Below are 20,866 nucleotides of genomic sequence, written 5' to 3' on the forward strand. Positions count from 1 at the left end.
CTACACGTCGTCCGTTACACGTCGTCTGTTACACGTCGTCCGTTTCGTCGAGCAGCTTGTGCCGCATCGCGTAACGCACGAGCGCCGCTTCGTGCGGCATCTGCATCTTTTCGAGGATCCGGGTCTTGTAGGTGCTGACCGTCTTCGCGCTCACGCACAGCGCATTCGCGATCTCGGTCAGCGTCTGGCCGGCGGCGATCCGTCGGAACACGTCGAATTCGCGGTCGGACAGCCGCTGGTGCGGCAGCGTCTCGGCCGGCTCGTTCAGGCTCTGCGCGAACTGCTCGGCCATCGCGAGGCTCACGTAGACGCCGCCCGACGCCACCTTCGTGACCGCGCCGACCAGCTCCGCACTCGCGCTTTCCTTCGTCAGATAGCCGGACGCGCCCGCGCGGAACGCACGCACCGCGTATTGCTGCTCCGCGTGCATCGTCAGCACGAGCACGCGCAGCGCGGGCTTCTCGTCCTTGATCTGCTTGATCAGCTCGACGCCGTTGCGGCCCGGCATCGACAGGTCGAGCACGAGTACCTGCGCGGGCGTTGCACGCACCAGCGCGATCGTCGACGGGCCGTCGCAGGCTTCGCCGGCCACCTCGAATCCGGTGGCGTTCTGGAGGATGTGCCGCAGACCGTCGCGTACGAGCGTATGGTCGTCGGCGATGAGCACCTTGATCATGTGATGAGCGTGTCCTGTTGAACGGTGGCGAGCGGAAATGAGACGGTAATCGAGAAACCGCGCGCGAGCGCGGTGTCGATCGTCACGGTGCCGCCCAGCATGTGCGCGCGTTCGCGAATGCCGATCAGGCCGAACGACTTGTCCTCGTGGGCCGGACCGCCGGGCGCCGCGCCGCGGCCGTTGTCCGCGACGCGCAGCACGCAAAAGCCTTCCTCGATGTCGAGCCGCAACGCCACGCGCGTCGCATCCGCATGGCGCGCGACGTTCGTCAGCGCTTCCTGGACGATGCGGAACAGCGTGGTCGCGCCCGTACTGGTGAACGTGAGGCCGCCCGTTTCGATGTGGCGCTCGACGTCGATCCCGTAGCGGTTCGTGAAATCGTTCGCGAGCCATTCGATCGCGGGCACGAGGCCGAGATCGTCGAGCATCACCGGCCGCAGGTCGGCCGCGATCCGCCGCACCGATGCGACCGTCGCGTCGATCAGCCGCCGCATGCCTTGCAGATGCATCTGCACGCCTTCGTCGGGCTGCGCGCGGCCGGGCATGCGCAGTTGCTGCTCGATGACCGACAGGTCCATCTTCAGCGCGGTGAGCTGCTGCCCGAGGTCGTCGTGCAGCTCGCGCGCGATGCGGGTTTTTTCCTCTTCGCGCACGTTCTGCAGGTTCGCCGACAGTTCGCGCAATTCCTCGCGCGATTGCTTCAGCGCGTTCTCGGCCCGCAGCCGCTCGGTGATATCGCGCAGCATCACCGTATAAAGCTTGCCCGACGCGTCGCGGATCTGCGAGATCGACGCTTCGATCGGGAATTCCTCGCCGTTGGCCCGCAGCCCGAACAGCACGCGCTGGCGGCCCATCTGCCGCTCGGACACGCCCGTCACGCCGAACTGGTCGACGTGCTTCGCGTGCGCCGCGCGGAACCGCTCGGGAATGAAGCGCGACAGCGGCGCGCCGATCGCCTCCATCGCGGACACGCCGAACACCTGCTCGGCCATCGGATTGAAGATCACGACCGTCTGCTTCTCGTCGATCGTGATGATCGCTTCCATCGACGAACGGATGATGCCCATCATCCGTGCCTCGTTGAGGCTGCCGCGGCTGCTCGCGCCGGCATCGGCACGGCCGCGCAGCAGCGCATGGACGAGCGCCGCGAATCCGAACGACGCGATCAGCCCGGCGGCGAGCACCGTGCCGGCCGCACGCTGCGCGCCGGTCGCGCTCGGCCGGCCGTCCGCGGAATAGGCGAGCGTCAGCGCCGTGCCGCCGAAATTCAGCGCATCGGTGCGCCGCATCAGGTCGGGCGACGCCGACGCTTCGTCGGTCGTCGTCTCGACGCTGACGATCGCGCGCGAATCGCCGCCGGCGGTCATCCACAGGTCGATCCCGCGTTCCGCGTCGAGCGCGCGCTCGACCAGGCGCCGCGGGCTCAGCGCCGCGAACAGCATCCCGTCGGCGCCGGCTTCGCGCGTGCCGGACGGCGTGGCGGCGGCCAGCGGCGAGGCCGTCACGGGCAGGAACAGCGTCAGGGTGCGGGCGTCGCGGGAGGCATCGTCGTCGGCAGGGTGGACGCCCAGCGCGATATCGCCGGTCCGCAGCGCGCGCGTGAGCGGTGCCGCGTCGAACGCGCCGAAGCGCACGACCGGCGAGTTCGAGGCAGGGGCGCTGAGCGTCGCTGCCGCGAGCGGATCGGCCGGCAGCGGCTTCGCGCCGGCCAGCGCGCCGCGCGCCGCGGGCGTCAGCGGCGCATAGCCGATCTGCCGGACCGGCGAGCGGCCGCTGTCGAGATCGAGCGTCTCCGCATACCGGCGCCATTGGCCGGGCGTCATGTCGCGGACGAGGCCGAATGCGCCACGCGCGCCTTCGAGCACGGCGACACCGGCCTGCAGTTCATGCCGCAGCATCGCGGTCACGTGCGTCGTGCGGCGCTCGAAACGCGTATGAACGGTGGCTTGCCACTGCTCGCGCACGAGCAGCGCGACGCCGAGCGACAGCACGGCGCCCGCGCACAGCGTAACGACGCCGGCCGCGAACGGCTGGCGTAACATGGTCTGGAGGCGCGTGGGCCCTCGGGCGTCCCGCGTCGGGGTTCCACTGGCGGTCATTCGATGGCCATTCTGTTGTTGGGGCTGCCCGCGGCACTCGGGCAACGCGGCAAAACCGGGGAAAACTCGCACCGGCTGCGTGCAACGACTATTTTGAGAATGAAATTGTGCGCGTTTTACACGTTTTTTGTAATGGGGTCAGTTGAAATTGCGGCAAACGGCGTGAAGCAGCGGGCGCGCCGGCCGCGCTTGACGCGCGTCAACGCGCGTGTCGGCACGTGGGGCAGACTGTTCGGCAGGCAAGCCGGCGCCGGGCCGGCTGGCGATAACGGGCCGTCGTTACGCAACGCGCGACGCACGCCCGATCGGAGGGACGGACCATGTACAAGCGGATTTTCGTCGGGCTCGACGGTGGCCCGAGCGCGCGTCTCGCGCTGAACGAGGCGATCCGGATCGCGACGGCGTCCGGCGGCGAAGTGACCTGTGCGTACGTCGTCGAGCATCGGCCGCAGCTCGTCGACGTCGACGCCGGCTTCGCCGCCGAGCACGACGGCGATGTCGCCGCGACCGATGCCGCGACGCCGGTGCTCGACGACGCGAAAGCGGCGCTCGCCCAGCAGCATGTGCGGGGCACGGTGCGCGCGCTCGACGCATACGGCGAGGACATCGCGACGGTGCTGATGCGCACGGCGGCCGAAGCCGACGCCGACCTGATCGTGATGGGCACGAGCGGGCGGCACGGCCTGCGCAGGCTGTTGCTCGGCAGCGTGGCGGAATCGCTGCTGCGCGCGGCCGACCGGCCCGTGCTGCTGGTACGGCACGACGAGCCGGGTGCGTCGGCGGCCGCGTAATCGACGCGATACGGCGCCGACGCTGTGCGCGCATCTGCGGGCGGCAGGGTGCCGCGCGTGTGGCCGGATTGTGGGCGGGATCGGGTGTGCCGCGCCGCGCCGCCGGGGCGCTCGCCGGTGCGCGATTGCGCGTCGACGGTTGCATCCCGGCACGCAGTTCTGGCAGCATCGGTGGGTATCCGCTTGTTCGCCGCGCGCATGGCCGCGGCGATCGACGCACGGACATCCGGCGGCACCCGGTCGCATGAATCGAGATCGGGCAGTCAGCCGGATGCCGGTTTTCTACCTTACCGACGTCATCTGCCATGCCGATTTCCGCGACCGACCTGATTCGCCAGTTCGACCTGCAGCCGCATCCCGAAGGCGGCTATTTCCGTGAAACCTACCGCGCGATCGATTCGGTCGTGCGTCCGGCCGACGGCGCGCCACGTGCCGCGTCGACCGCGATCTACTACCTGTTGTGCGACGGCGCGTATTCGTCGTGGCACCGCATCCGCTCCGACGAGGTCTGGCATTTCTATGCGGGCGATCCGATCGAAGTGTGGGTGCTCGACGCGCGCGACGGGCTGACGATCCACCGGCTCGGCAACCCGCTCACGCATCCGGGCACCGTGTTTCAGGCGGTCGTGCCGGCCGGAAGCTGGTTCGGCGCGCGCTGCGCGTCGCCGGAGCACGTCGCGCTCGTCGGCTGCACGGTGGCGCCGGGGTTCGAGTTCGCGGAATTCGAGCTGGCGGATGCGGCCGCGCTGGCGGCCGAGTTTCCCGACTACGCGGAACATGTCGCGCGACTCGCGCAGCGCTCCGACGCGTGACTGTCACGGTCGCGTCACGCCGCGCGCAAAGCCCTTGCCGACGGCCCGTGTTCCGCGCGATCGAGGCCAAACCCGTTTAGAATGCGCAGGATGCACCGGTCGGTCGCGGACATGCCGCGGCGGCCGTTGCGCTGCCGTACCGACGGCCCTGTCGCGCGGCCCGCATGTCTTCCAGGAGCGCCGCCGTGTGGCACTTTCCCATTGCTATTCCATCGTCGCTCGGCCCGTGGGCCGTGTTCGCGAGCGTGTTGATCACGCAGCTCGGCGTGCCGGTGCCGGCCGTGCCGATGCTGATTCTCGGCGGCACGATGGCGGCGATGGGGCAGGCGTCCTGGGTCAGCATGTTCGCGGCGGCGATCGGCGCGACGATGCTGGCCGATTCGCTGTGGTTCTTCATGGGCCGCACGCGCGGCCGGCGCCTGCTGAACGGCCTCGTGCGTTTCTCGCTGTCGCTCGACACGACGCTGCGCTTCGCGCGTAACGTATTCGAAAGGTACGGCGCGCCGCTGCTCGTGCTGTCGAAATTCCTGCCGGGCCTCGGCCTCGTGTCGGCGCCGCTGCTCGGCACGACCGCGATCGGCGTCGGCGTGTTCCTGTTCTGGGATCTGGCCGGCGCGTCGCTGTGGGCGGCGTTCTGGCTGATCGGCGGCGCGGCCATTCACGACCAGATCGTCCAGTTCGTGCTGTGGGTGCGCGCGAGCGGCGGCACGATCCTCGACGCGTTCCTCGCGATCTTCATCACGTTCCTGCTGTACCGCTGGGTGCGCCGCGTGCAGTTCCGCCGCTATCTCGCGCAGGTGCGCATCTCGCCGCCGCAGCTCGTCGAGATGATGACGTCCGACGAACCGCCGCTGATCTTCGACGCGCGGCCGAAAGCGATTCGCGAACGCGAGCCGTACCGGATTGCCGGCGCGGTGCCGGTCGATCTCGATTCGCCGGACCTGCTCGACCCGGAAGTGCTGAAGCGGCCGATCGTCGTCTATTGCGTGTGCCCGAACGAGGCGACGGCGAAGCGCCTGATCGCGAAGATGCAGCGCAAGAAGATGATCCACAACATCCGCGCGCTGAAGGGCGGCCTCGATGCGTGGGAAAAGCACGGTTATCCGGTCGAGCCGCTGCCGGCCGATCTGGATTCGTCGCGGTATTTCGTGCGACGTGAGCAGGGTGCGCTCGAAGGCGAATATACGGTGCGGGCGACGTTGTCGAAATAAATGCGTGCGCGCCACCGCGCGCATTCGAATCCGACCACCGCTTTCAAGCACCGCGATTTTCCCCAAAATCGCCTGGCGTGAAACCGCCGATCCTCCCTATAATCCCGCCTGCATATAGCGTGCGCATGATTGCGCACATTCGACGCGCGTTCGTTCGCGCCGAAAGCGATGCATCCCGTTGCCGCTCGTCACGCGCACAGCCGCGTCGCGCGGGCCGCTCGGGTGTATTCCGTGAAAGGCCCGATTCGTTTTTCCGGATTGTTCCGGGAAATACGGATAATCCGCGGCAATTCCAACCGGATTGACGCAGTGTCCGTGTCGTTTCTTATTCGGAAATCGACAGCGGGGATTATTTCGTTTTCGGCTGCCGAAATCGGCATGAACGGTCGCGCATTGTCATCGACACAATGACGGCGGCCCGCTCGCGGCTGCCAGGAGACGGATTTGAAACCACCAGAAGACCAGCTGCACCGCGGGCTGGAAGAACGGCACATCAACCTGATGGCGCTCGGCGCGACGATCGGCGTCGGCCTGTTCCTCGGCTCGGCCACCGCGATCCGCACGGCCGGCCCGGCCATCCTGCTGACCTACCTGCTGGGCGGCCTCGCGATTTTCCTGATCATGCGCGCGCTCGGCGAGATGGCGATCACCAACCCGGTCGCCGGCGCCTTCAGCCGCTATGCGCGCGACTACCTCGGCCCGCTCGCCGGTTACCTGACCGGCTGGACCTACTGGTTCGTGTGGATCGTCACCTGCATGGCGGAAATCACGGCGGTCGGCGTCTACATGCACATGTGGTTCCCCGGCGTGCCGAACTGGATCTGGGCGCTCGCGGCGCTCCTGGCGATGGGCTCGGTGAACTTCATCGCGGTCAAGCTGTATGGCGAATTCGAGTTCTGGTTCGCGCTGATCAAGATCGTCACGATCGTGCTGATGATCATCGGCGGCGGGCTGATGATCGCGTTCGGCATCGGCAACGGCGGTATCGCGACCGGCATCTCGAACCTGTGGTCGCACGGCGGCTTCATGCCGAACGGGATCAATGGCGTGATCGCCGCGCTGCCGATCGTGATGTTCGCGTATCTCGGCGTCGAGATGCTCGGCCTGACGGCCGGAGAGGCACGCAACCCGGAGAAGTCGCTGACGAAGGCCGTGAATTCGGTGTTCTGGCGCGTGCTGATTTTCTACATCGGCGCGCTGTTCGTGATCATGTCGCTCTATCCGTGGGACCAGATCGGCACGCAGGGCAGCCCGTTCGTGATGACGTTCTCGCGGCTCGGCATTCCGGCCGCCGCCGGCATCATCAACTTCGTCGTGCTGACCGCCGCGCTGTCGTCGTGCAACAGCGGCCTGTTCAGCACCGCGCGGATGCTCTACAACCTCGCGCAGCAGGACCAGGCGCCCGCCTGGCTCGGTCGCGTGAACGGCAGCGGCGTGCCCGTGTACGGCGTGGCCGTGTCGGTCGCGCTGCTGCTGATCGGCGTGTTGCTCAACTATCTCGCGCCGCAGCACGTGTTCACGTGGCTCACGTCGGTATCGACGTTCGGCGCGATCTGGACGTGGTGCGTGATCCTGATCGCGCAGATGCGCTTTCGCCGCACGCTGTCGGCCGACACGATCGCACGCCTGCCGATCCGCGTGCCGTTCTATCCGCTCGGTTCGTTCGTTGCGCTCGGCTTTCTCGTGCTGGTCGTCGTGCTGATGGCGTTCACGCCCGATACGCGCGTCGCACTCGTGATCGGGCCGGTGTGGATCGTGCTGCTCGGCATCGCGTACGCGCTGTTCTACGCGAACCGTCCGGCCGCGTCGATGCCGACGAAGTCGTAAGCCGCACGGGCAGGGTGCCGCGCGATCGTTGATCGCGATCATGCACGCGCGGGCCGGACGGCCTATGCTGAACGAACGCATCGCTTGTCCGCGCTTCGCGTGGCGCACCACCGATCCCTGCGGCCGCGGCGGCTGTCCGGCCGCCGCAGCGCCACTGCCGCGCGAAGCCCCCGTCGTCGTTCCGCGACGACGCGCACGCACGGAGATCTTCGCCATGCAGCCTGCCCAGCCCATTCCGACGCTTGCGCGAATCGCGCTGGCCGTCGACTCGACGCCCGAATCGCTGACGGCCGCGCGCTACGTGCGCACGCTGCTGCGTCCCGGCATGCGATTGCGCATCATTTGCGCGATCGACAATCCGCGCCTCGTGCTGCCCGACATTCCGCGCATCGACGCGCTGCTGACGTCCGCGCGCGAGGACATGATGCGCGAAGCGCAAACCGTCTGCGAGCGGATCGCGGCGCTGTTCGACGACAGCGGCATCGACGTCGAACAGGCGGTCCTCGATACGTCGGTCACGGGCGGCTCGGTGGCGGACGCACTGGTGAACGATACGTCGACGTGGCACGCGGACGTGCTGGTGATCGGCGCGAATCCGCATCACGGGTTGTTGCGGCTCGTCGAAGGCGCGATGTCGGACACGCTGACGAAACGCGCGCAATGCGCGCTGCTGATCGTGCCCGGCACCTATGCACGGCCGTCGGACGGCACGCTGCAGCGGCTGATGTTCGCGGTCGACGGCAGCGAGCCGTCGCTGCACGCGGTGCGCGTCGGGCTCGGCTTCGCGATGCCGACGACGTTGCTGTATGCGGCGTACGTGATCGATCGCGCGGTTCGCCTGACCGATGTCGTGCCGGTGCGTGCGCTCGAGGATGCGTACCGCGCGGAGGGCGAGGATGCGCTCGCGAAGATCGGCCCGCTGTTCCATGCGACGGGCAATCCGACCAAGCGCGGCATCGTCGAAACGCGTCCGACCAGCGACGACGTGGCTCACGCACTGATGCGCGATGCCGTGCACTGGCGGGCGGAGCTGCTGGTGGTCGGCACGCATGGCCGTCGCGGCATCGCCGCCTGGCTGATCGGCAGCGTCGCGCGGCGGGTTGCGCATCTCGCGCAGGTACCCGTGCTGCTGGTGCGGGGTGCGGAATGAATCGCGCGTTATCGCGAGCGAAGCGGGTTTGGATTGACCTGCATCAGAAACGCCGCGCACATCGCGTGAGACAGTGACGGAACATCCGGCGACGCGGCTGGCCTGTCGTGCATGCGCGACCCCAGCCGCGCCTGCATGCAAGAGGCGATCACTGCCGCACTCGCCGCCGTCACATCATGTTCAGGCGCCGCGCCACGTGTTTGTCCGGCGCGTCATCCGACCAGGAACTCTCCGGCACGAGGGTAGGCAACCGACGGTTGCCTTGGAGGACGGGCGGGGTGCAAGTCACCCCGTCCGCTTTCCGCCTGGCCCCGTCGAATTCACTTCCCCGCAGGAATGATGTCGATGCGTCGATGCGGCCGCGTCGAGCGGCGCGTCATCGCGCGCGCAACCACTGCACGGCCCCATACCGTGCGTTGGCTGACATGCGCAGATCACAAGGTACGAAGAATCGATCGCAGGTCGTGCCGGCGGCCCACGCCGTGTCGTACCCGCGCATGCGGACGCACGACATGCAGCGGCGCACATGCGCTGCACGTGCGGCTGCGCAAACGATTCGTATGCGGCCAGCCAGGGCGCGCCTTGCGACGTGGCTCCGACCCGGCCGGTGCGTCGGCTGCGTTTCGCGCGCCGAGTGCCGCGGCGAACCGCTGCAACGCGAGGACGGACCCCACGACGCTCTGATACTTTTCGCGGCCGATCTGCCCGTCGAGCGTGACGAGCAAGCCGGCCTCGCGTGCGAGCGCGAGCAAGGTGTCGAGGTCGTCGGACGGACGGTTGCCGGCCGACGCGGCCCGGGCGGGCAGGGCGCGCGCGCTGCCCGACGCGCGCCGCTGGCCGTCCCGGCCCGGTAAGTTGCGATGTGTCATGGTTGGTCTCCTGCGCCGAACCCCGCGTGCCGGCTCGATGGCCGACTGAGCGATGTTCGGTATGAACGCCTCGTTCATGTGATCAGTATCGTGTGGCGACGGCGCGCTGCCAAGCGGCGCGCGCTGAAGTCGCTGTCAGGAAATTGCGCGACGCGTATCGGAATCCGCTGACACGCGCAGCGGCCGACCGGACGGCCCGGCGCGTTCGTCCGATGAATGAATGGCACGCGGGTGCCGCTTGACGCGTGATTTCGGACGGTCTAACTTTCCCCACTGCATCGGCGTCGCGCGGCGTTCCACCCGCCGCCCGTCGCCAGTGCCACGCCCGGGGTGGCGTGGCAGGGTTTCCAGTCTCGTTCGCGGGCCATGTGCACCGCGAACCCTGCGCGGCCGGTTCGGCAACGGATCGGCGGCGGCACGCAACGTGCCGTTGATCGCGCGCAAACACGCGCCGGCGCATCGTACGCCGCACGTCTGTCCTAGTCTTTAAGCTTCCAGTACCGTCATCTTTTTCGTTCCTCGACCGTCAGGAGTCCGTCGATGTCCAAGGACAATTTGCTCGATTCACTCAAGGAAGCCGCCGAACAGCGCGCGATCGGCGCGGATCAGTTGCGTGCGATGCTCGACGACGAAGTGCGCGCGCTGTCGTCCGGCGCGCGCGTGCACGACTACATCCACGTATTCGCGATCCGGCACCTGCGCGAGCGGATGCGCCAGAAGGACGATTTCGACCGCGACACCCGGGCCGATGCGGCGCCCGCGGATGCCGATCCGCGTCCGAGCCATCGGTTGTAGCGGGCGGTGGCCGGGCGCCGCGACCGGCGCGCAGCACACCCGTCGACCCCGGCCATCCTGACGATCCGCTGACAGTCGCCGACGCGTTTCGTCATACGTTTCATTGAATTGTCACGACGACCTCAAGTAAGCGGCGGGATTTGCCGTTTACCCGGTGCATGCGTCCACCGGGCGTTCCCGCTCCCTTACCGAGTCGTTGCCATGCTCTCGTCCATCCGCGCCCGCATCCTCGTCGCGTGCGTCGCCATCGTCGTATTCGCGCTCGTCGCCACGACGCTGATCAACTATTTCATCGCACGCTCGTACAACGACGACGCGATCGACCGCAACCTGACCTCCGTCGCCAGCGGCCACGTGGTCGGGATCGCCGACTGGGTGGCCACCCGCAGCCGGATGATCGCGTCGCTGCAGGATGCCGCGCTGACGCCCGATCCGCTGCCGGTGTTCAAGCAGATGGCCGCGGCCGGCGGCTTCACCAACGTCTATGCCGGCTACGCCGACAAGGCGTTCCACTTCTCCGACCCGACCGGCATCCCGCCCGACTACGACCCGACCGGCCGCCCGTGGTACAAGCAGGCCGCCCAGGCCGGCAAGCCGGTCGTCACGCCGCCGTACGTCGATGCCGGCACGGGCAACCTCGTCGTCACGTTCGCGGTGCCGATCCTGCGCGACGGCGCGCTGAAGGGCGTCGTCGCCGCGGACGTGTCGATGGACAGCGTGATCGCCAACGTCAAGTCGATCCGCCCGACGCCGGCCAGCTTCGGGATGCTGGTCGACAGCAGCGGCCACGTCGTCGCGCACCCGGACGCGAAGCTCACGCTGAAGCCGGTGGCCGACGTATCGCCCGAACTCGGCTCGCTGGGCGTGGCATCGATCGCGGCGGCGAACGCGCCGGTCGAGGTCGGCGTCGGCGGCGACGCGAAGCTGGTGCGCGCGAAGCCCGTGCCGGGCACCGACTGGTACGCGCTGGTGCTGCTCGACAAGACCGAAGCGACGGCCGGCATGCGTTCGCTGCTGACCGCGTCGCTGATCACGCTGATCGTGATCGTCGGCGTGGCGTCGCTGATCATCGGCGCGATCACCGCGACCGCGTTCCGCCGCCTGTCGCAGGTGCGCCAGGCGATGGCCGCGATCGGCTCGGGCGCCGGCGACCTGACACGGCGGCTGCCGGCCGACGGCCGCGACGAAGTCGCCGACATCGCGCGCTCGTTCAACAGTTTCGTCGACAAGCTGAACGACGTGATGCGGCAGATCCGCGACGCGAGCGAATCGGTGCGCACGGCCGCGAACGAGATCGCGGCGGGCAACCAGGACCTGTCGTCGCGTACCGAATCGGCGGCGGCGAGCCTCGAGGAAACCGCGGCGTCGATGGAAGAGATCACCGCGACCGTCGGTCAGTCGGCGGCAGCCGCCGGCCAGGCCGACGAGCGCGCGGCGGCCGCGTCGCGGATCGCGTCGCACGGCGGCGTGGTCGTGTCGGACGTCGTCGCGACGATGGGGAAGATCGAGGAAGCGTCGGGCCGGATCGGCGACATCATCGGCGTGATCGACGGGATCGCGTTCCAGACCAACATCCTCGCGCTGAACGCGGCCGTCGAAGCGGCGCGCGCGGGCGAACAGGGCCGCGGCTTCGCGGTCGTCGCGCAGGAAGTGCGCAGCCTCGCGCAACGCAGCGCGCAGGCCGCGCGCGAAGTGAAGGTGCTGGTCGAATCGACGGTCGCGAGCGTGTCGGCCGGGTCCGGGCAGGTGCGCCAGGCCGGCGACACGATGCGCGAGATCGTGTCCAACGTGTCGAACGTGACGACCATCATCTCCGAGATCACGCACGCGGCGAACGAGCAGACGCGCGGCATCCAGGAAGTGAACCGCGCGGTCAGCCAGCTCGACGAAATGGTGCAGCAGAACGCGGCGCTCGTCGAACAGTCGACCGCGGCGGCCACTGCGCTGCAGTCGCAGGCGAACGCGCTGGCGACGACGGTCGGGCAGTTCAAGGTCGCCTGACGCAGCCGTTGGCTGGCGGCCCGCGGCATGCGGGCCGCGATGCTCACGAGCCGCCCTGGTCGCGCATCAGCGCGAGCCGGTTGTAGAGCGTCTTCAGGCTGATGCCGAGGGCTTTGGCCGCCTGCGGCTTGTTGCCGTCGAAGTGACGCAGCGTCGCCGCGATGAAGCGCTGCTGCGCATGATGCAGCGTCGCGCCGAGCGGCAGCGCCATCGCGCCTTCCGACGTGCTGTCGGCCGCCGGCGTCGGCTGCTTCGGCAGCGCGACGTCGATGCCTTCGTCCGACAGGATGTACGCGCGCTCGATCGTGTTGTGCAGTTCGCGCACGTTGCCGGGCCACGAATACGCGCGCAACGCGGCGATCGCCGCGTCGGTCAGCCGCTTGTGCGAGCGATGCCGCACGTTCAACGTGTCGACGAATTCCTGCGCGATCGTCTCGACGTCGCCGTCGCGCTGACGCAGCGGCGGCACGTAGATCGCGAACGCGGCGAGCCGGTAGAACAGGTCCTCGCGCAGCCGGCCGTCGCGCACGGCGTCGGCCGGATTGTGGCGGGTGGCCGATACGAACCGCACGTCGAGCGGAATCGGTTCGGTGCCGCCCACGCGCACGATCGTGTTCGACTCGATCGCCCGCAGCAGCTTCACCTGCAGCGCCCCGGGCATTTCCGCGATCTCGTCGAGCAGCAGCGTGCCGCCGCGCGCGGCTTCGAAAAAACCTTCGCGCTGCGTGGTCGCGCCGGTAAAGCTGCCTTTCTCGTGCCCGAACAGTTGCGCCTCGGCAAGCTCGGGCGGAATCGCGCCGCAGTTCACGGGCACGAACGGGCCGTCATGCCGCCCGCTCAGATCGTGCAGCCGCCGCGCGACGATATCCTTGCCGACCCCGCTTTCGCCGGCAATCATCACGCTCGCGCGGGTCGGCGCGATTTTCTCGATACGACCGAGCAGCGTGCGCATCGCGGCGGACCGGCCGGACAGCCGGCGACCGTCTGCGCGCTGCTTCGTCCGGTTTGCGGATTCACCCATAGACGTTCGCGGGGCCGTTTTGAAAAACGGCATCACGCGTTCCGTTGATTGCAATATTTATCATCGACAGCGAAACGACCGCGAAGGTGCCGCTGAATAGAAAATTCCAATGTACGGGGCATGAGCGAAAGAGACAGGCCATCGGGCTTTTCGCGCGTCCTGACGCGACGCGACGTTCGCATGAGGACCGGCGCTTTTTTACAGAAACCCGATGAAAAAAAGCGGCCGGCGACACATTGCGGCGGTGTGCGCGGCGATGCCGGCAGCCACCCGCCCGGCCGCAGCCGGTGCGGGCGCAGGCGCCGGCCATCCGTTGCCTCGAACGCGGCCCCGGCCGCCGCCGGGTACGTTGTTTGCGGACCTTTTCACGCTCGCCCGGCGCGCTCGACGGGATGCTGGATGGCCGACACGCGGCATCCCCCGCACGACGGGAGCCGGCGCGATGCAAGGACGCAATGAGGACTCTGACCCGTGAGGTGTTTCGGCAGGGTGTATGGGTCGTGCTGGCCGTCGGGCTGGCGTCCGCGCTGCAGGCGTGGGCGATTCGGGCTGTCGGGGAGCACGCGCCCTTTGCGCCGCTGCCTTTTTATGCGGCCGTGGCGGCCGCCGCGTGGCTGACGTCGTTCGGCGGCGGCCTCGTCGCGACCGCCGCGAGCGTCGGCGTGATCGGCGCAGTGTGGTGGCGCGACGCGCCGCTGGCGACGCTGCTGGCGCAAGCCGGCGCGTTCGTCGCGATCAGTTTCGTCGAATGCGTGCTGGTGACGGCCGTGAAGCCGCTGCTCGCGAACGATCGTCTGCGCGAGATCGATGACGACGACGGCGATCCGTACCCGCCGCACCGCGAGCCGTCGTCCGTCGCGGGCGGGTCCGACGACGGGCTGCTGCACCGCGTGGTCGATGCGTCGCCCGATGCGATCGTCGGGACCGACGCCGAGCGCCGGATCACCAGCTGGAATCCGGCCGCGGCAAGCATCTTCGGCATCGATACGGCACAGGCGACCGGACGCGACGTCGTCACGATGATCGCGCCGCGCTGGCTGCGCCGGCATGCGGTGCCCGCGTCGTTCGCGGACCTGCGTGCGCCGGTCGGGCCGCTCGACGTACTGTGCGTGCGCCGCGACGGCGGCCGTTTTCGTGCCACCTTCTCCGCGTCGCCGATCGTCGACGCGCAGGGCAACTGCGCGGGCCTGTCGCTGACGCTGCGCGAAGCGGGCGAACGCCGCCGCAACGAACGCTACAACCTTCGCTCGCTGCGCGGCGCGCGCGACGCGCGCCTGCAGGCCGACGCGTCGAACCGGCTGAAGGACCAGCTGCTGGCGACGGTGTCGCACGAACTGCGCACGCCGCTGAACGTGATCTACGGCTGGGTCGAGGTACTGCGCAACGCCGACGGGCAGGGCTTCGCGCAGCAGGCGGTCGACGCGATCGATCGCAGCGCGCGGTCCCTGTCGCACATGGTCGCCGACTTGCTCGACGCATCGTCCCTCGCGACCGGCCGGCTGCGCCTCGAACGCGTGCCGGTCGATCTCGTTCAGATCGTGCGCGACGCCACGCGCGAACTCGACGCGACGGCGCAGGCGAACGGGCTCGTGCTGTCGACCGCGTATGCGATGCCGGCCTGCGTGATCCAGGCGGACGGCGAGCGCCTGCGTCAGGTCCTGTCGAACCTGCTGTCGAACGCAATCAAGTTCACGCCGCCGGGCGGGCGCATCAACGTATCGCTGACCCGCGCGGGCGAGCGCGTGCGGCTGTCGGTCTCCGACACCGGGCAAGGCATTGCGCCGGAATACCTGCCGCACTTGTTCGACACGTTCAGCCGGCCGGAAGGCGCGTTCACGTCGCCGAAGCGCGGCCTCGGGCTCGGCCTGTCGATCGTGCGCAACATCGCGCAGCTGCACGGCGGCGAGGTCGTCGCGACGAGCGCGGGTGCCGGGCGCGGCATGACCGTCACGGTGACGCTGCCGGCCGGCTGGGACGCCGACGACCCGGTGGAGCAGCCGTCGCGCGCGAAGGGCAGGTCCGATACGGTCGCGCTCGACGGCCAGCGCGTGCTGGTGGTCGACGACGACGCGACGTCGCGGACCAGCCTCGCGGCGGCGCTCGAAACGATGGGCGCGCAGGTATCGACCGCGCGCTCGGGGCACGATGCGCTCGACGCGGTGGAGCGGCAGCAGCCGAGCGTCGTGCTGTCGGATCTCGCGATGCCGGACGGAGACGGTTACTGGCTGCTGGACCGGATCCGGCGCCGGTCGAGCGGCGGCTATCTGCCGGTCGTCGCGGTGACCGCGCACGCCGGCACGGCCGACCGGCGCCGCGTGATGGCCGCCGGGTTCGATGCGTATCTGTGCAAGCCGGTCGACATGCCGACGCTCGCGAGCGTGATCGTCGACGTCGTACCGGACGACGGGGGCGACGGGAAGCCGCGCAAGCGGTAGCGGCGTACACACGGCGCGGCAGTCCGGCCGCCTGGCCGCCCCGCCGCATACGAGAAAGGAGACACGATGGACGCAACGGAAAGCATGCGGCGCGACGGTACGGGCGGCAAGCCGGCACGCACCCGACGCAGGACGCCGGTCGTGCCGATCGCCAGCATACTGATGCTGTCGTGTGCATGGATCGCGACACCCCGCTACGCATCGGCCGAGGAGGGCACTCGTGCGAAGCTTGCGAGCCAGGCGTCGGCCGTCGGGGGCCAGATCCGCGATGCGACACTCGCGTCCCGAGTCAGGGCCGCGCTCGTCGCCGAACGCGGCCTGGCCTCCGGCGACATCGACGTGCAGGTTCGCGGCCGCGTGGTCGAACTGACGGGCAACGTGCCCAACGAGCGGCAACGCGCGACCGCGATCCGCGTCGCGCACGACGTCAGCGGTGTGAGCGGCGTGCACGACAAGCTGCAGATCCGCCGGAAGTAACGTGATGCGCGGGCCGGCGCCGGGCCGATCGGGTGTCGCGCGCCCGCGGCCTGCGCGTCACCGGGCAGGAGGTTCGACATGGGAGCGCCCCGAGGGTGCATGGCACAACGGCGAGTGGACCGATTTCTTCACGTCGGCCCATCGTCCCGCGTGACGGCCCGCCGCGCGGCCGGCCCGCTCCGTTGCCCGATACGGAGGCCCGAATGACGAAAACGAACCGGATGAAGCAACGCAGGCGTCGGCCGGCGGCCATCGTACTGACTGCCACCGCCGGCGCGCTGACGTTCGCGCTCTCGCACGCGCAGGCGCCGCCCGCTTCGTCCGCGCAGGTCGCGCCGGGCGTCATTCGTCCCGGCCCGACCGCCGACGAGGCTGGCATGACGCAGCGGCCGACCGGTATCGACGCCGAGTTCGTCGACAAGGCAGGCATGATCGGGAAGGTGGAACGGCAGGCTGGCCAGCTCGCGCTGGATCGCTCGTCGAACGCGGACGTAAAGGCCTTCGCCCGCCGGATGGTCGACGATCACGCCCGTATCGTGAACGAATTGCGGCACATCGGCGCGCAAAAGGGCGTGCCGGTCCAGACGCGGATGCTGGTCGATCCGGCGGTGACGGCATTACGAGCGAAGGACGGGCGTGCGTTCGATACGGCGTATGTGGCGCTGGCGGGGCCGCGCGCGCACGAAGCGGCGGTCCGGCTTTACGAAACCGAGGCGAAAGAGGGCCGCGACCCGCAGCTTCGCGCCTTCGCGGCCCGCACGCTGCCGATGCTGAATGCGCACCTGAGCGCCGCGCGGCAACTCGCGAAAACGGTGGCCGCCGCCCAGTGACCCACGCAGTGACCCGCTTTCCGGCCGCCAGGCTTCAGTGCTGCCGCGTGCCGTCTTCGGGGCCGCCCGGCGATGCCTCGTACGGCGGCGAATCGAGGGCCGTTTCGCCTTCCTCGATCAGCCAGTACGGCGAACGGCCGTAGTACGCATGCAGCGCTTCGGCCCATTCGGGGTCGGCCATCGTCGGCCACCGGCTCTTGTCGAAGCCGGGCGCCTCGCGCACACGCGCGGTGTCGACCGGCAGCACGAAGCATTGGCGCTCGGCATCGAGGACGAGCGCGCTCCATGGCACCGCGAGCAGCTTGTCGCCGATCCCGAGCAGGCCGCCCGACGACACGACCGCGTAAGCGATCCGTCCAGCGCGCACGTCGAGCATGATGTGAGCGACCTTGCCGATGTCGTCGCCGTCCATCGTCAACACGCGATCGCCTTCGAGCGTGCGCGCGGCCATCACGTCGGGCCCCGGCCCGCCGGCGGCCGGGCGCGGATTCGCGCCGCCGATGTGCGCGGCGTTGCGCGACGGTTTGTCCGTTGTCATCGAAAACCTCCTGGTCGAAGCGGCAACCCGGCCCGCGCGCAAATTCATTGCGCGGGTATTGCGCCGGGGCAGCAGGCCGCGCGGGATGATGGGGACGCTGGTCAGCGGCGGCGCGGCAACGATACGTCTTCGAGCGTATTGGCCAGCTCGTCGCGCGCCGGGCCGCCCGCGCGCGTCGCGATGTCGCCGAGCGACACCATGCCGACCAGCTTCAGATTGCGGTCGAGCACCGGCAAACGGTGCAACTGGACGTCGGCCATCCGCTGCTGGACATCGCCGACGCCGTCGTCCTCGACGCACCATTGCACGGGTCTGGATGCGACCGCCTGCACGGGCGTATCGGGCGAATGACCGTGCGACAGCGCCCGCACCGCAAGGTCGCGATCGGTCACGATCGCGACGAGTTCGGTGCCGTCGCAAACCGGCAGCACGCCGATATCGAAGCGCTGCATCAATTCGGCTGCATGGCGAATCGTGTCGGTCGGCGCGACGCATACGACGTCGCGCGACATGATTTCGTTGACGCGATACATGAACGCCTCCTTCGTGAGCGGGACGATACGGGAGCACCGCGCGTGCCGCGCGCGATGCGCGCACGCCGGGCCCCAGGGCCTGTTCACGCTAGTAACGGGCTTGCGCCGGACAGCCAGCGACGGAGAAATTTGCCAGCCTGCTTGTACATCTTCCACGGCGGCAGCCGCGGCCGTGGACGCGGGATGTCAGTGGCCGATGCCCGTCATCGAGACGATCACTAGTACCACCGCGCTTTCGATCGCGGCCAGCGCCGCGACGCCGGCCGCGCCGCTTATTTCATGCCATCTGCGTTCAAGGACTTTCATCAGATTGCTCCTGATTGGGCCGGCGCGCGGGTGCGCTGTCATGCACCGCGCGCCGGGTGCCGCCGTCAGCCGTGATCGCGGGGCGGAGAAGGGGGGACGTGCGGCGCGCGACGTTCGTGCTTGCCGGACGGCTTGGCGGGCTCGATACGCGTCGCACCGCCGACGGCGGGCGGGTCGCTGGCCGGGAACGTCTCCTCGAGCCCTTCGTCGATGCGCTCCTCCGTCTTGTCTTCGGGCGGCGGACGCGACGTGGCGAGCCGGAGCAGTCCGGCAGCCGGTGACACGGCGTCGCGGCGGCCGGGGGCGTGAACGGTCATGGTCGAACCTCCTTGTCGATGAGAAGGCGCAAGCGCCGTACCCGCGCCAGCCGCGGCACGGCGCTTGCAAGCCGGCGAGAACCGGCCGGGCATGCGGGTACGACGCGCACGCGTCCGGTATGGACGAGAGGACATCGTGATGAATGCAATCAAGAAAAGGATACGTTACGACGCGAACGTATGCGGCGGCGATTTCGGCCACGTGCGAGAGCGTTTCGATACGTGGAAGCGCGAATCGCGGGTCTATCGGCCGGAGCGGCGCATGTTCGACGGCAAGGACGAGGTACGTGAACTGAACGACACCGTCTACGACGGGCCGGAGCGCGCGCAGCAGGCGCTCGTCGCGCAATGCGAACCGTCCGACCCGTTCGCGCTCGCCGTGCAACTGACCGCCGAGGGGCGCACGATGTGGCTCGTCATGGCGGCTTACGGCGACTGAACCCAACGGCCAACAGTCACGGCGTGATAGCGGGCACGGCGCTTGCGAGGGCTCGCCTCGCCATCGAGATGCGCGCGCCGTCGCGCAGGAGTGACATGAAGACGCCATTCACGCTGCACCGTCCCGAACCGACGACACCCGACGTCGACCCGGACCCGCCGCCGCCCGGACATGACGACCCGGTCGATCCGCCCGTGCCCGACGGGCTGCCGCAGGGCGATCCGCCGTCGAACCCGCCGCCGATACGGATGCCGGGCGGGGGCAGTGCGCCACCACCGGCCGCGCGAACCTAGAAAAGGAGGACCGTCATGGACATTCACGTGCAATCACCCGACAAGCGCGCGATCGCTCAGGTACTGGGCCGCTATTTCGAATCGCGTTCGCTGCACTATCACATCGAGGAATTGCCGGGCGGCGTGCTGCAGATCGGCTTTCGCGCCAGTGGCCGCCCGGTCGCCGTCACCGTTTCGTTCGACGATGCCGCGTACGACACCTACACGCACTGGGACGCGAGCCAGAAGCAGCTCGCGCTCGGCCGGCTCGCCGACGGCTTCTCGCGAATGATGTCGACGCGCAGTCCCGCCGCGCTCGCCGGCGACTATCACGTCGAGCGTTTCTGATTCCGCAATCATCCGCCGGCGCATGCCGGATTCCGGCAAAGTGCCCGTGTAGAACGGGCGCTTTGCGTCTGCGCGCGTGTCGCGTAGGATGTCCGTTAATTCAGCGCACGCTACGTTCGCGCAGCAGGCTGCGGGCTGTTGCAGCCGATGAAGCGCGACGCGCTTTCCTTCAGGTTCGTTTCGCGCAACCGACGGAGACCACCTTGGCCACTGTTGCTCGCTTGTTGCTGTCCCCCGGCGCACGCCGGCTCGTATCCGGCCTGTCGGCATTCGCGGCGCTCGCCGCTGCCGGCGCCCGCGACGCGTCGGCCCAGACGCCTTCGCCGCTCGGCGAATGGCAATACACGGCGGGCGTACCGCTCCAGAAACTCTTCGATCCGACTATCCCCACCTGGCAGGTCAGTGTCGGCGCCGCGATGACGCTGCAGCCGCGCTACGCGGGCTCCGACCGCTATCGCGTGATGGGCGGCCCGAATTTCGACATCCGCTATCGCGACCTGTTCTTCCTGTCGACCGGCGAGGGGCTCGGCGCGAACGTGCTGCGCGGGCCGAACTGGCGCGTGAGTTTGTCGGTCGGCTATGACCTCGGGCGCCGTTCGGCCGACGATCTCGGCCACCTGAACGGCCTCGACAACATCAACGCGGCGCCCGTGATGAAGCTCGCGGCCGACTACGTGGTCTCGAAGGATTTCCCGCTCGTGCTGCGCGCGGACGTCCGGCGCAGCATCGGCGGGTCGAACGGCTGGACCGGCGATTTCTCCGCGTACATGCCGATGCCCGGCAGCAACGAGCACTTCTTCTGGTTCGCGGGGCCGACCGTGTCGTTCGCCGACTCCCGCTACATGAACAGCTGGTTCGGCGTGAACCAGGGCGCCGCCGCCCGCTCGGGGCTGCCGGCCTATTCGTCGGGGGCCGGGATCAAGTCGGCCGGCCTCGGCGTGACGATGGTGTGGTTCGTGAACAAGCACTGGTTCGTCACGATGGACGGCGCGATCGAGCAGCTCGTCGGCCGCGCGCGGCGCAGCCCGATCACGCAGCAGTCGACCAACGGCGTGTTCGACATGTCGGTGAATTACCAGTTCTGACCGGGCCGGGCAGCGGAAGGGCGATGCCGCATGC

At 68.9% G+C, this 20,866-nt stretch carries 21 protein-coding genes; 14 read left to right on the plus strand and 7 right to left on the minus strand.

Translation table 11 applies throughout. The features are described from left to right. Positions 1-28: 28 nt before the first annotated feature. Positions 29-676, minus strand: coding sequence for a response regulator transcription factor (locus HWX03_RS04945; protein WP_006483707.1), 648 nt, complete (start codon positions 674-676; stop codon positions 29-31). Further along, the gene (locus HWX03_RS04950; RefSeq protein ID WP_175870454.1) at positions 673-2,775 is read right to left on the minus strand and encodes a PAS domain S-box protein; all 2,103 of its coding nucleotides are present in this window, start codon (positions 2,773-2,775) and stop codon (positions 673-675) included. Before HWX03_RS04950 ends, HWX03_RS04945 begins: the two co-directional genes overlap by 4 nt. A gap of 320 nt (positions 2,776-3,095) precedes the next feature. On the opposite strand from HWX03_RS04950, the gene HWX03_RS04955 reads away from it, so the two are divergent. The 5 genes from HWX03_RS04955 (at position 3,096) to HWX03_RS04975 (ending at position 8,566) form a co-directional block, all read left to right on the plus strand. Next, positions 3,096-3,566: a universal stress protein gene (locus tag HWX03_RS04955; RefSeq protein WP_175870455.1), complete on the plus strand. Its 471-nt coding sequence runs from the start codon at positions 3,096-3,098 to the stop codon at positions 3,564-3,566. Positions 3,567-3,871: 305 nt separating this feature from the next. Continuing rightward, positions 3,872-4,378 (plus strand): cupin domain-containing protein, encoded by a 507-nt coding sequence (locus tag HWX03_RS04960; protein WP_175870456.1) that lies wholly within the window; start codon positions 3,872-3,874, stop codon positions 4,376-4,378. Between the two features lie 185 nt (positions 4,379-4,563). Then, positions 4,564-5,589 carry a DedA family protein/thiosulfate sulfurtransferase GlpE gene (locus HWX03_RS04965; protein WP_175870457.1) on the plus strand — a complete coding sequence of 342 codons (1,026 nt, stop codon included), beginning with the start codon at positions 4,564-4,566 and terminating at the stop codon, positions 5,587-5,589. Between the two features lie 444 nt (positions 5,590-6,033). Then, the gene (locus tag HWX03_RS04970; RefSeq protein WP_175870458.1) at positions 6,034-7,416 is read left to right on the plus strand and encodes an amino acid permease; all 1,383 of its coding nucleotides are present in this window, start codon (positions 6,034-6,036) and stop codon (positions 7,414-7,416) included. A 214-nt stretch (positions 7,417-7,630) separates the two neighbouring features. Continuing rightward, positions 7,631-8,566: a universal stress protein gene (locus tag HWX03_RS04975; protein ID WP_175870459.1), complete on the plus strand. Its 936-nt coding sequence runs from the start codon at positions 7,631-7,633 to the stop codon at positions 8,564-8,566. A gap of 434 nt (positions 8,567-9,000) precedes the next feature. Here HWX03_RS04975 and HWX03_RS04980 read toward each other — a convergent pair whose 3' ends face one another. Then, positions 9,001-9,435: a hypothetical protein gene (locus HWX03_RS04980; protein WP_175870526.1), complete on the minus strand. Its 435-nt coding sequence runs from the start codon at positions 9,433-9,435 to the stop codon at positions 9,001-9,003. Between the two features lie 540 nt (positions 9,436-9,975). Here HWX03_RS04980 and HWX03_RS04985 point away from each other — a divergent pair. Then, on the plus strand, positions 9,976-10,230 hold the full coding sequence (locus HWX03_RS04985; protein WP_175870460.1) for a DUF3562 domain-containing protein: 255 nt from the start codon (positions 9,976-9,978) through the stop codon (positions 10,228-10,230). A 201-nt stretch (positions 10,231-10,431) separates the two neighbouring features. Beyond that, positions 10,432-12,231: a methyl-accepting chemotaxis protein gene (locus HWX03_RS04990; protein WP_175870461.1), complete on the plus strand. Its 1,800-nt coding sequence runs from the start codon at positions 10,432-10,434 to the stop codon at positions 12,229-12,231. Between the two features lie 43 nt (positions 12,232-12,274). Here the strand turns inward: HWX03_RS04990 and HWX03_RS04995 are convergent, their stop codons facing one another. After that, positions 12,275-13,252: a sigma-54 dependent transcriptional regulator gene (locus HWX03_RS04995; protein ID WP_175870462.1), complete on the minus strand. Its 978-nt coding sequence runs from the start codon at positions 13,250-13,252 to the stop codon at positions 12,275-12,277. A 455-nt stretch (positions 13,253-13,707) separates the two neighbouring features. Between HWX03_RS04995 and HWX03_RS05000 the strand changes: the two genes are divergently transcribed. The 3 genes from HWX03_RS05000 to HWX03_RS05010 all read left to right on the plus strand — a co-directional run bounded on the left by HWX03_RS05000 (position 13,708) and on the right by HWX03_RS05010 (position 16,994). Next, positions 13,708-15,687: an ATP-binding protein gene (locus tag HWX03_RS05000; protein WP_175870463.1), complete on the plus strand. Its 1,980-nt coding sequence runs from the start codon at positions 13,708-13,710 to the stop codon at positions 15,685-15,687. A 66-nt stretch (positions 15,688-15,753) separates the two neighbouring features. After that, a complete protein-coding gene (locus HWX03_RS05005; RefSeq protein ID WP_175870464.1) occupies positions 15,754-16,164 on the plus strand; it encodes a BON domain-containing protein in 411 nt (136 codons plus the stop codon). A 203-nt stretch (positions 16,165-16,367) separates the two neighbouring features. Further along, positions 16,368-16,994, plus strand: coding sequence for a DUF4142 domain-containing protein (locus tag HWX03_RS05010; protein ID WP_175870527.1), 627 nt, complete (start codon positions 16,368-16,370; stop codon positions 16,992-16,994). Positions 16,995-17,028: 34 nt separating this feature from the next. On the opposite strand, the gene HWX03_RS05015 is transcribed toward HWX03_RS05010, so the two are convergent. The 3 genes from HWX03_RS05015 to HWX03_RS05025 form a co-directional block, all read right to left on the minus strand. Beyond that, positions 17,029-17,532, minus strand: a complete 504-nt coding sequence (locus tag HWX03_RS05015; protein ID WP_175870465.1) for a PRC-barrel domain-containing protein — start codon at positions 17,530-17,532, stop codon at positions 17,029-17,031. Between the two features lie 101 nt (positions 17,533-17,633). Next, positions 17,634-18,065, minus strand: a complete 432-nt coding sequence (locus tag HWX03_RS05020; protein WP_174429999.1) for a CBS domain-containing protein — start codon at positions 18,063-18,065, stop codon at positions 17,634-17,636. A 371-nt stretch (positions 18,066-18,436) separates the two neighbouring features. Further along, complete coding sequence (locus tag HWX03_RS05025; RefSeq protein WP_174429998.1) at positions 18,437-18,688, minus strand: hypothetical protein; 252 nt, start codon at positions 18,686-18,688, stop codon at positions 18,437-18,439. Between the two features lie 139 nt (positions 18,689-18,827). On the opposite strand from HWX03_RS05025, the gene HWX03_RS05030 reads away from it, so the two are divergent. The 4 genes from HWX03_RS05030 (at position 18,828) to HWX03_RS05045 (ending at position 20,832) form a co-directional block, all read left to right on the plus strand. After that, positions 18,828-19,127 (plus strand): hypothetical protein, encoded by a 300-nt coding sequence (locus HWX03_RS05030; RefSeq protein ID WP_175870466.1) that lies wholly within the window; start codon positions 18,828-18,830, stop codon positions 19,125-19,127. 95 nt (positions 19,128-19,222) lie between these two features. Beyond that, complete coding sequence (locus HWX03_RS05035) at positions 19,223-19,420, plus strand: hypothetical protein (protein ID WP_174388259.1); 198 nt, start codon at positions 19,223-19,225, stop codon at positions 19,418-19,420. 15 nt (positions 19,421-19,435) lie between these two features. After that, a complete protein-coding gene (locus HWX03_RS05040) occupies positions 19,436-19,747 on the plus strand; it encodes a hypothetical protein (protein ID WP_006479035.1) in 312 nt (103 codons plus the stop codon). Positions 19,748-19,950: 203 nt separating this feature from the next. After that, entirely contained in the window at positions 19,951-20,832 is an 882-nt protein-coding gene (locus tag HWX03_RS05045) for a MipA/OmpV family protein (protein ID WP_175823234.1), read from the plus strand. Positions 20,833-20,866 lie beyond the last annotated feature (34 nt).

It is taken from the genome of Burkholderia sp. BCC0397 (assembly GCF_902832865.1).
Lineage (GTDB): Bacteria > Pseudomonadota > Gammaproteobacteria > Burkholderiales > Burkholderiaceae > Burkholderia.

Coding starts and splice junctions, on each gene's coding strand:
- HWX03_RS05020 (WP_174429999.1), bottom strand. CDS start 18,065: ATGTATCGCGTCAACGAAATCATGTCGCGCGACGTCGTATGCGTCGCG.
- HWX03_RS05005 (WP_175870464.1), top strand. CDS start 15,754: ATGGACGCAACGGAAAGCATGCGGCGCGACGGTACGGGCGGCAAGCCG.
- HWX03_RS04950 (WP_175870454.1), bottom strand. CDS start 2,775: ATGACCGCCAGTGGAACCCCGACGCGGGACGCCCGAGGGCCCACGCGC.
- HWX03_RS04975 (WP_175870459.1), top strand. CDS start 7,631: ATGCAGCCTGCCCAGCCCATTCCGACGCTTGCGCGAATCGCGCTGGCC.
- HWX03_RS04955 (WP_175870455.1), top strand. CDS start 3,096: ATGTACAAGCGGATTTTCGTCGGGCTCGACGGTGGCCCGAGCGCGCGT.
- HWX03_RS04995 (WP_175870462.1), bottom strand. CDS start 13,252: ATGGGTGAATCCGCAAACCGGACGAAGCAGCGCGCAGACGGTCGCCGG.
- HWX03_RS05035 (WP_174388259.1), top strand. CDS start 19,223: ATGAAGACGCCATTCACGCTGCACCGTCCCGAACCGACGACACCCGAC.
- HWX03_RS05015 (WP_175870465.1), bottom strand. CDS start 17,532: ATGACAACGGACAAACCGTCGCGCAACGCCGCGCACATCGGCGGCGCG.
- HWX03_RS04985 (WP_175870460.1), top strand. CDS start 9,976: ATGTCCAAGGACAATTTGCTCGATTCACTCAAGGAAGCCGCCGAACAG.
- HWX03_RS05025 (WP_174429998.1), bottom strand. CDS start 18,688: ATGACCGTTCACGCCCCCGGCCGCCGCGACGCCGTGTCACCGGCTGCC.
- HWX03_RS05010 (WP_175870527.1), top strand. CDS start 16,368: ATGACGAAAACGAACCGGATGAAGCAACGCAGGCGTCGGCCGGCGGCC.
- HWX03_RS05040 (WP_006479035.1), top strand. CDS start 19,436: ATGGACATTCACGTGCAATCACCCGACAAGCGCGCGATCGCTCAGGTA.
- HWX03_RS04960 (WP_175870456.1), top strand. CDS start 3,872: ATGCCGATTTCCGCGACCGACCTGATTCGCCAGTTCGACCTGCAGCCG.
- HWX03_RS05030 (WP_175870466.1), top strand. CDS start 18,828: ATGAATGCAATCAAGAAAAGGATACGTTACGACGCGAACGTATGCGGC.
- HWX03_RS04945 (WP_006483707.1), bottom strand. CDS start 676: ATGATCAAGGTGCTCATCGCCGACGACCATACGCTCGTACGCGACGGT.
- HWX03_RS04980 (WP_175870526.1), bottom strand. CDS start 9,435: ATGACACATCGCAACTTACCGGGCCGGGACGGCCAGCGGCGCGCGTCG.
- HWX03_RS05000 (WP_175870463.1), top strand. CDS start 13,708: ATGAGGACTCTGACCCGTGAGGTGTTTCGGCAGGGTGTATGGGTCGTG.
- HWX03_RS04990 (WP_175870461.1), top strand. CDS start 10,432: ATGCTCTCGTCCATCCGCGCCCGCATCCTCGTCGCGTGCGTCGCCATC.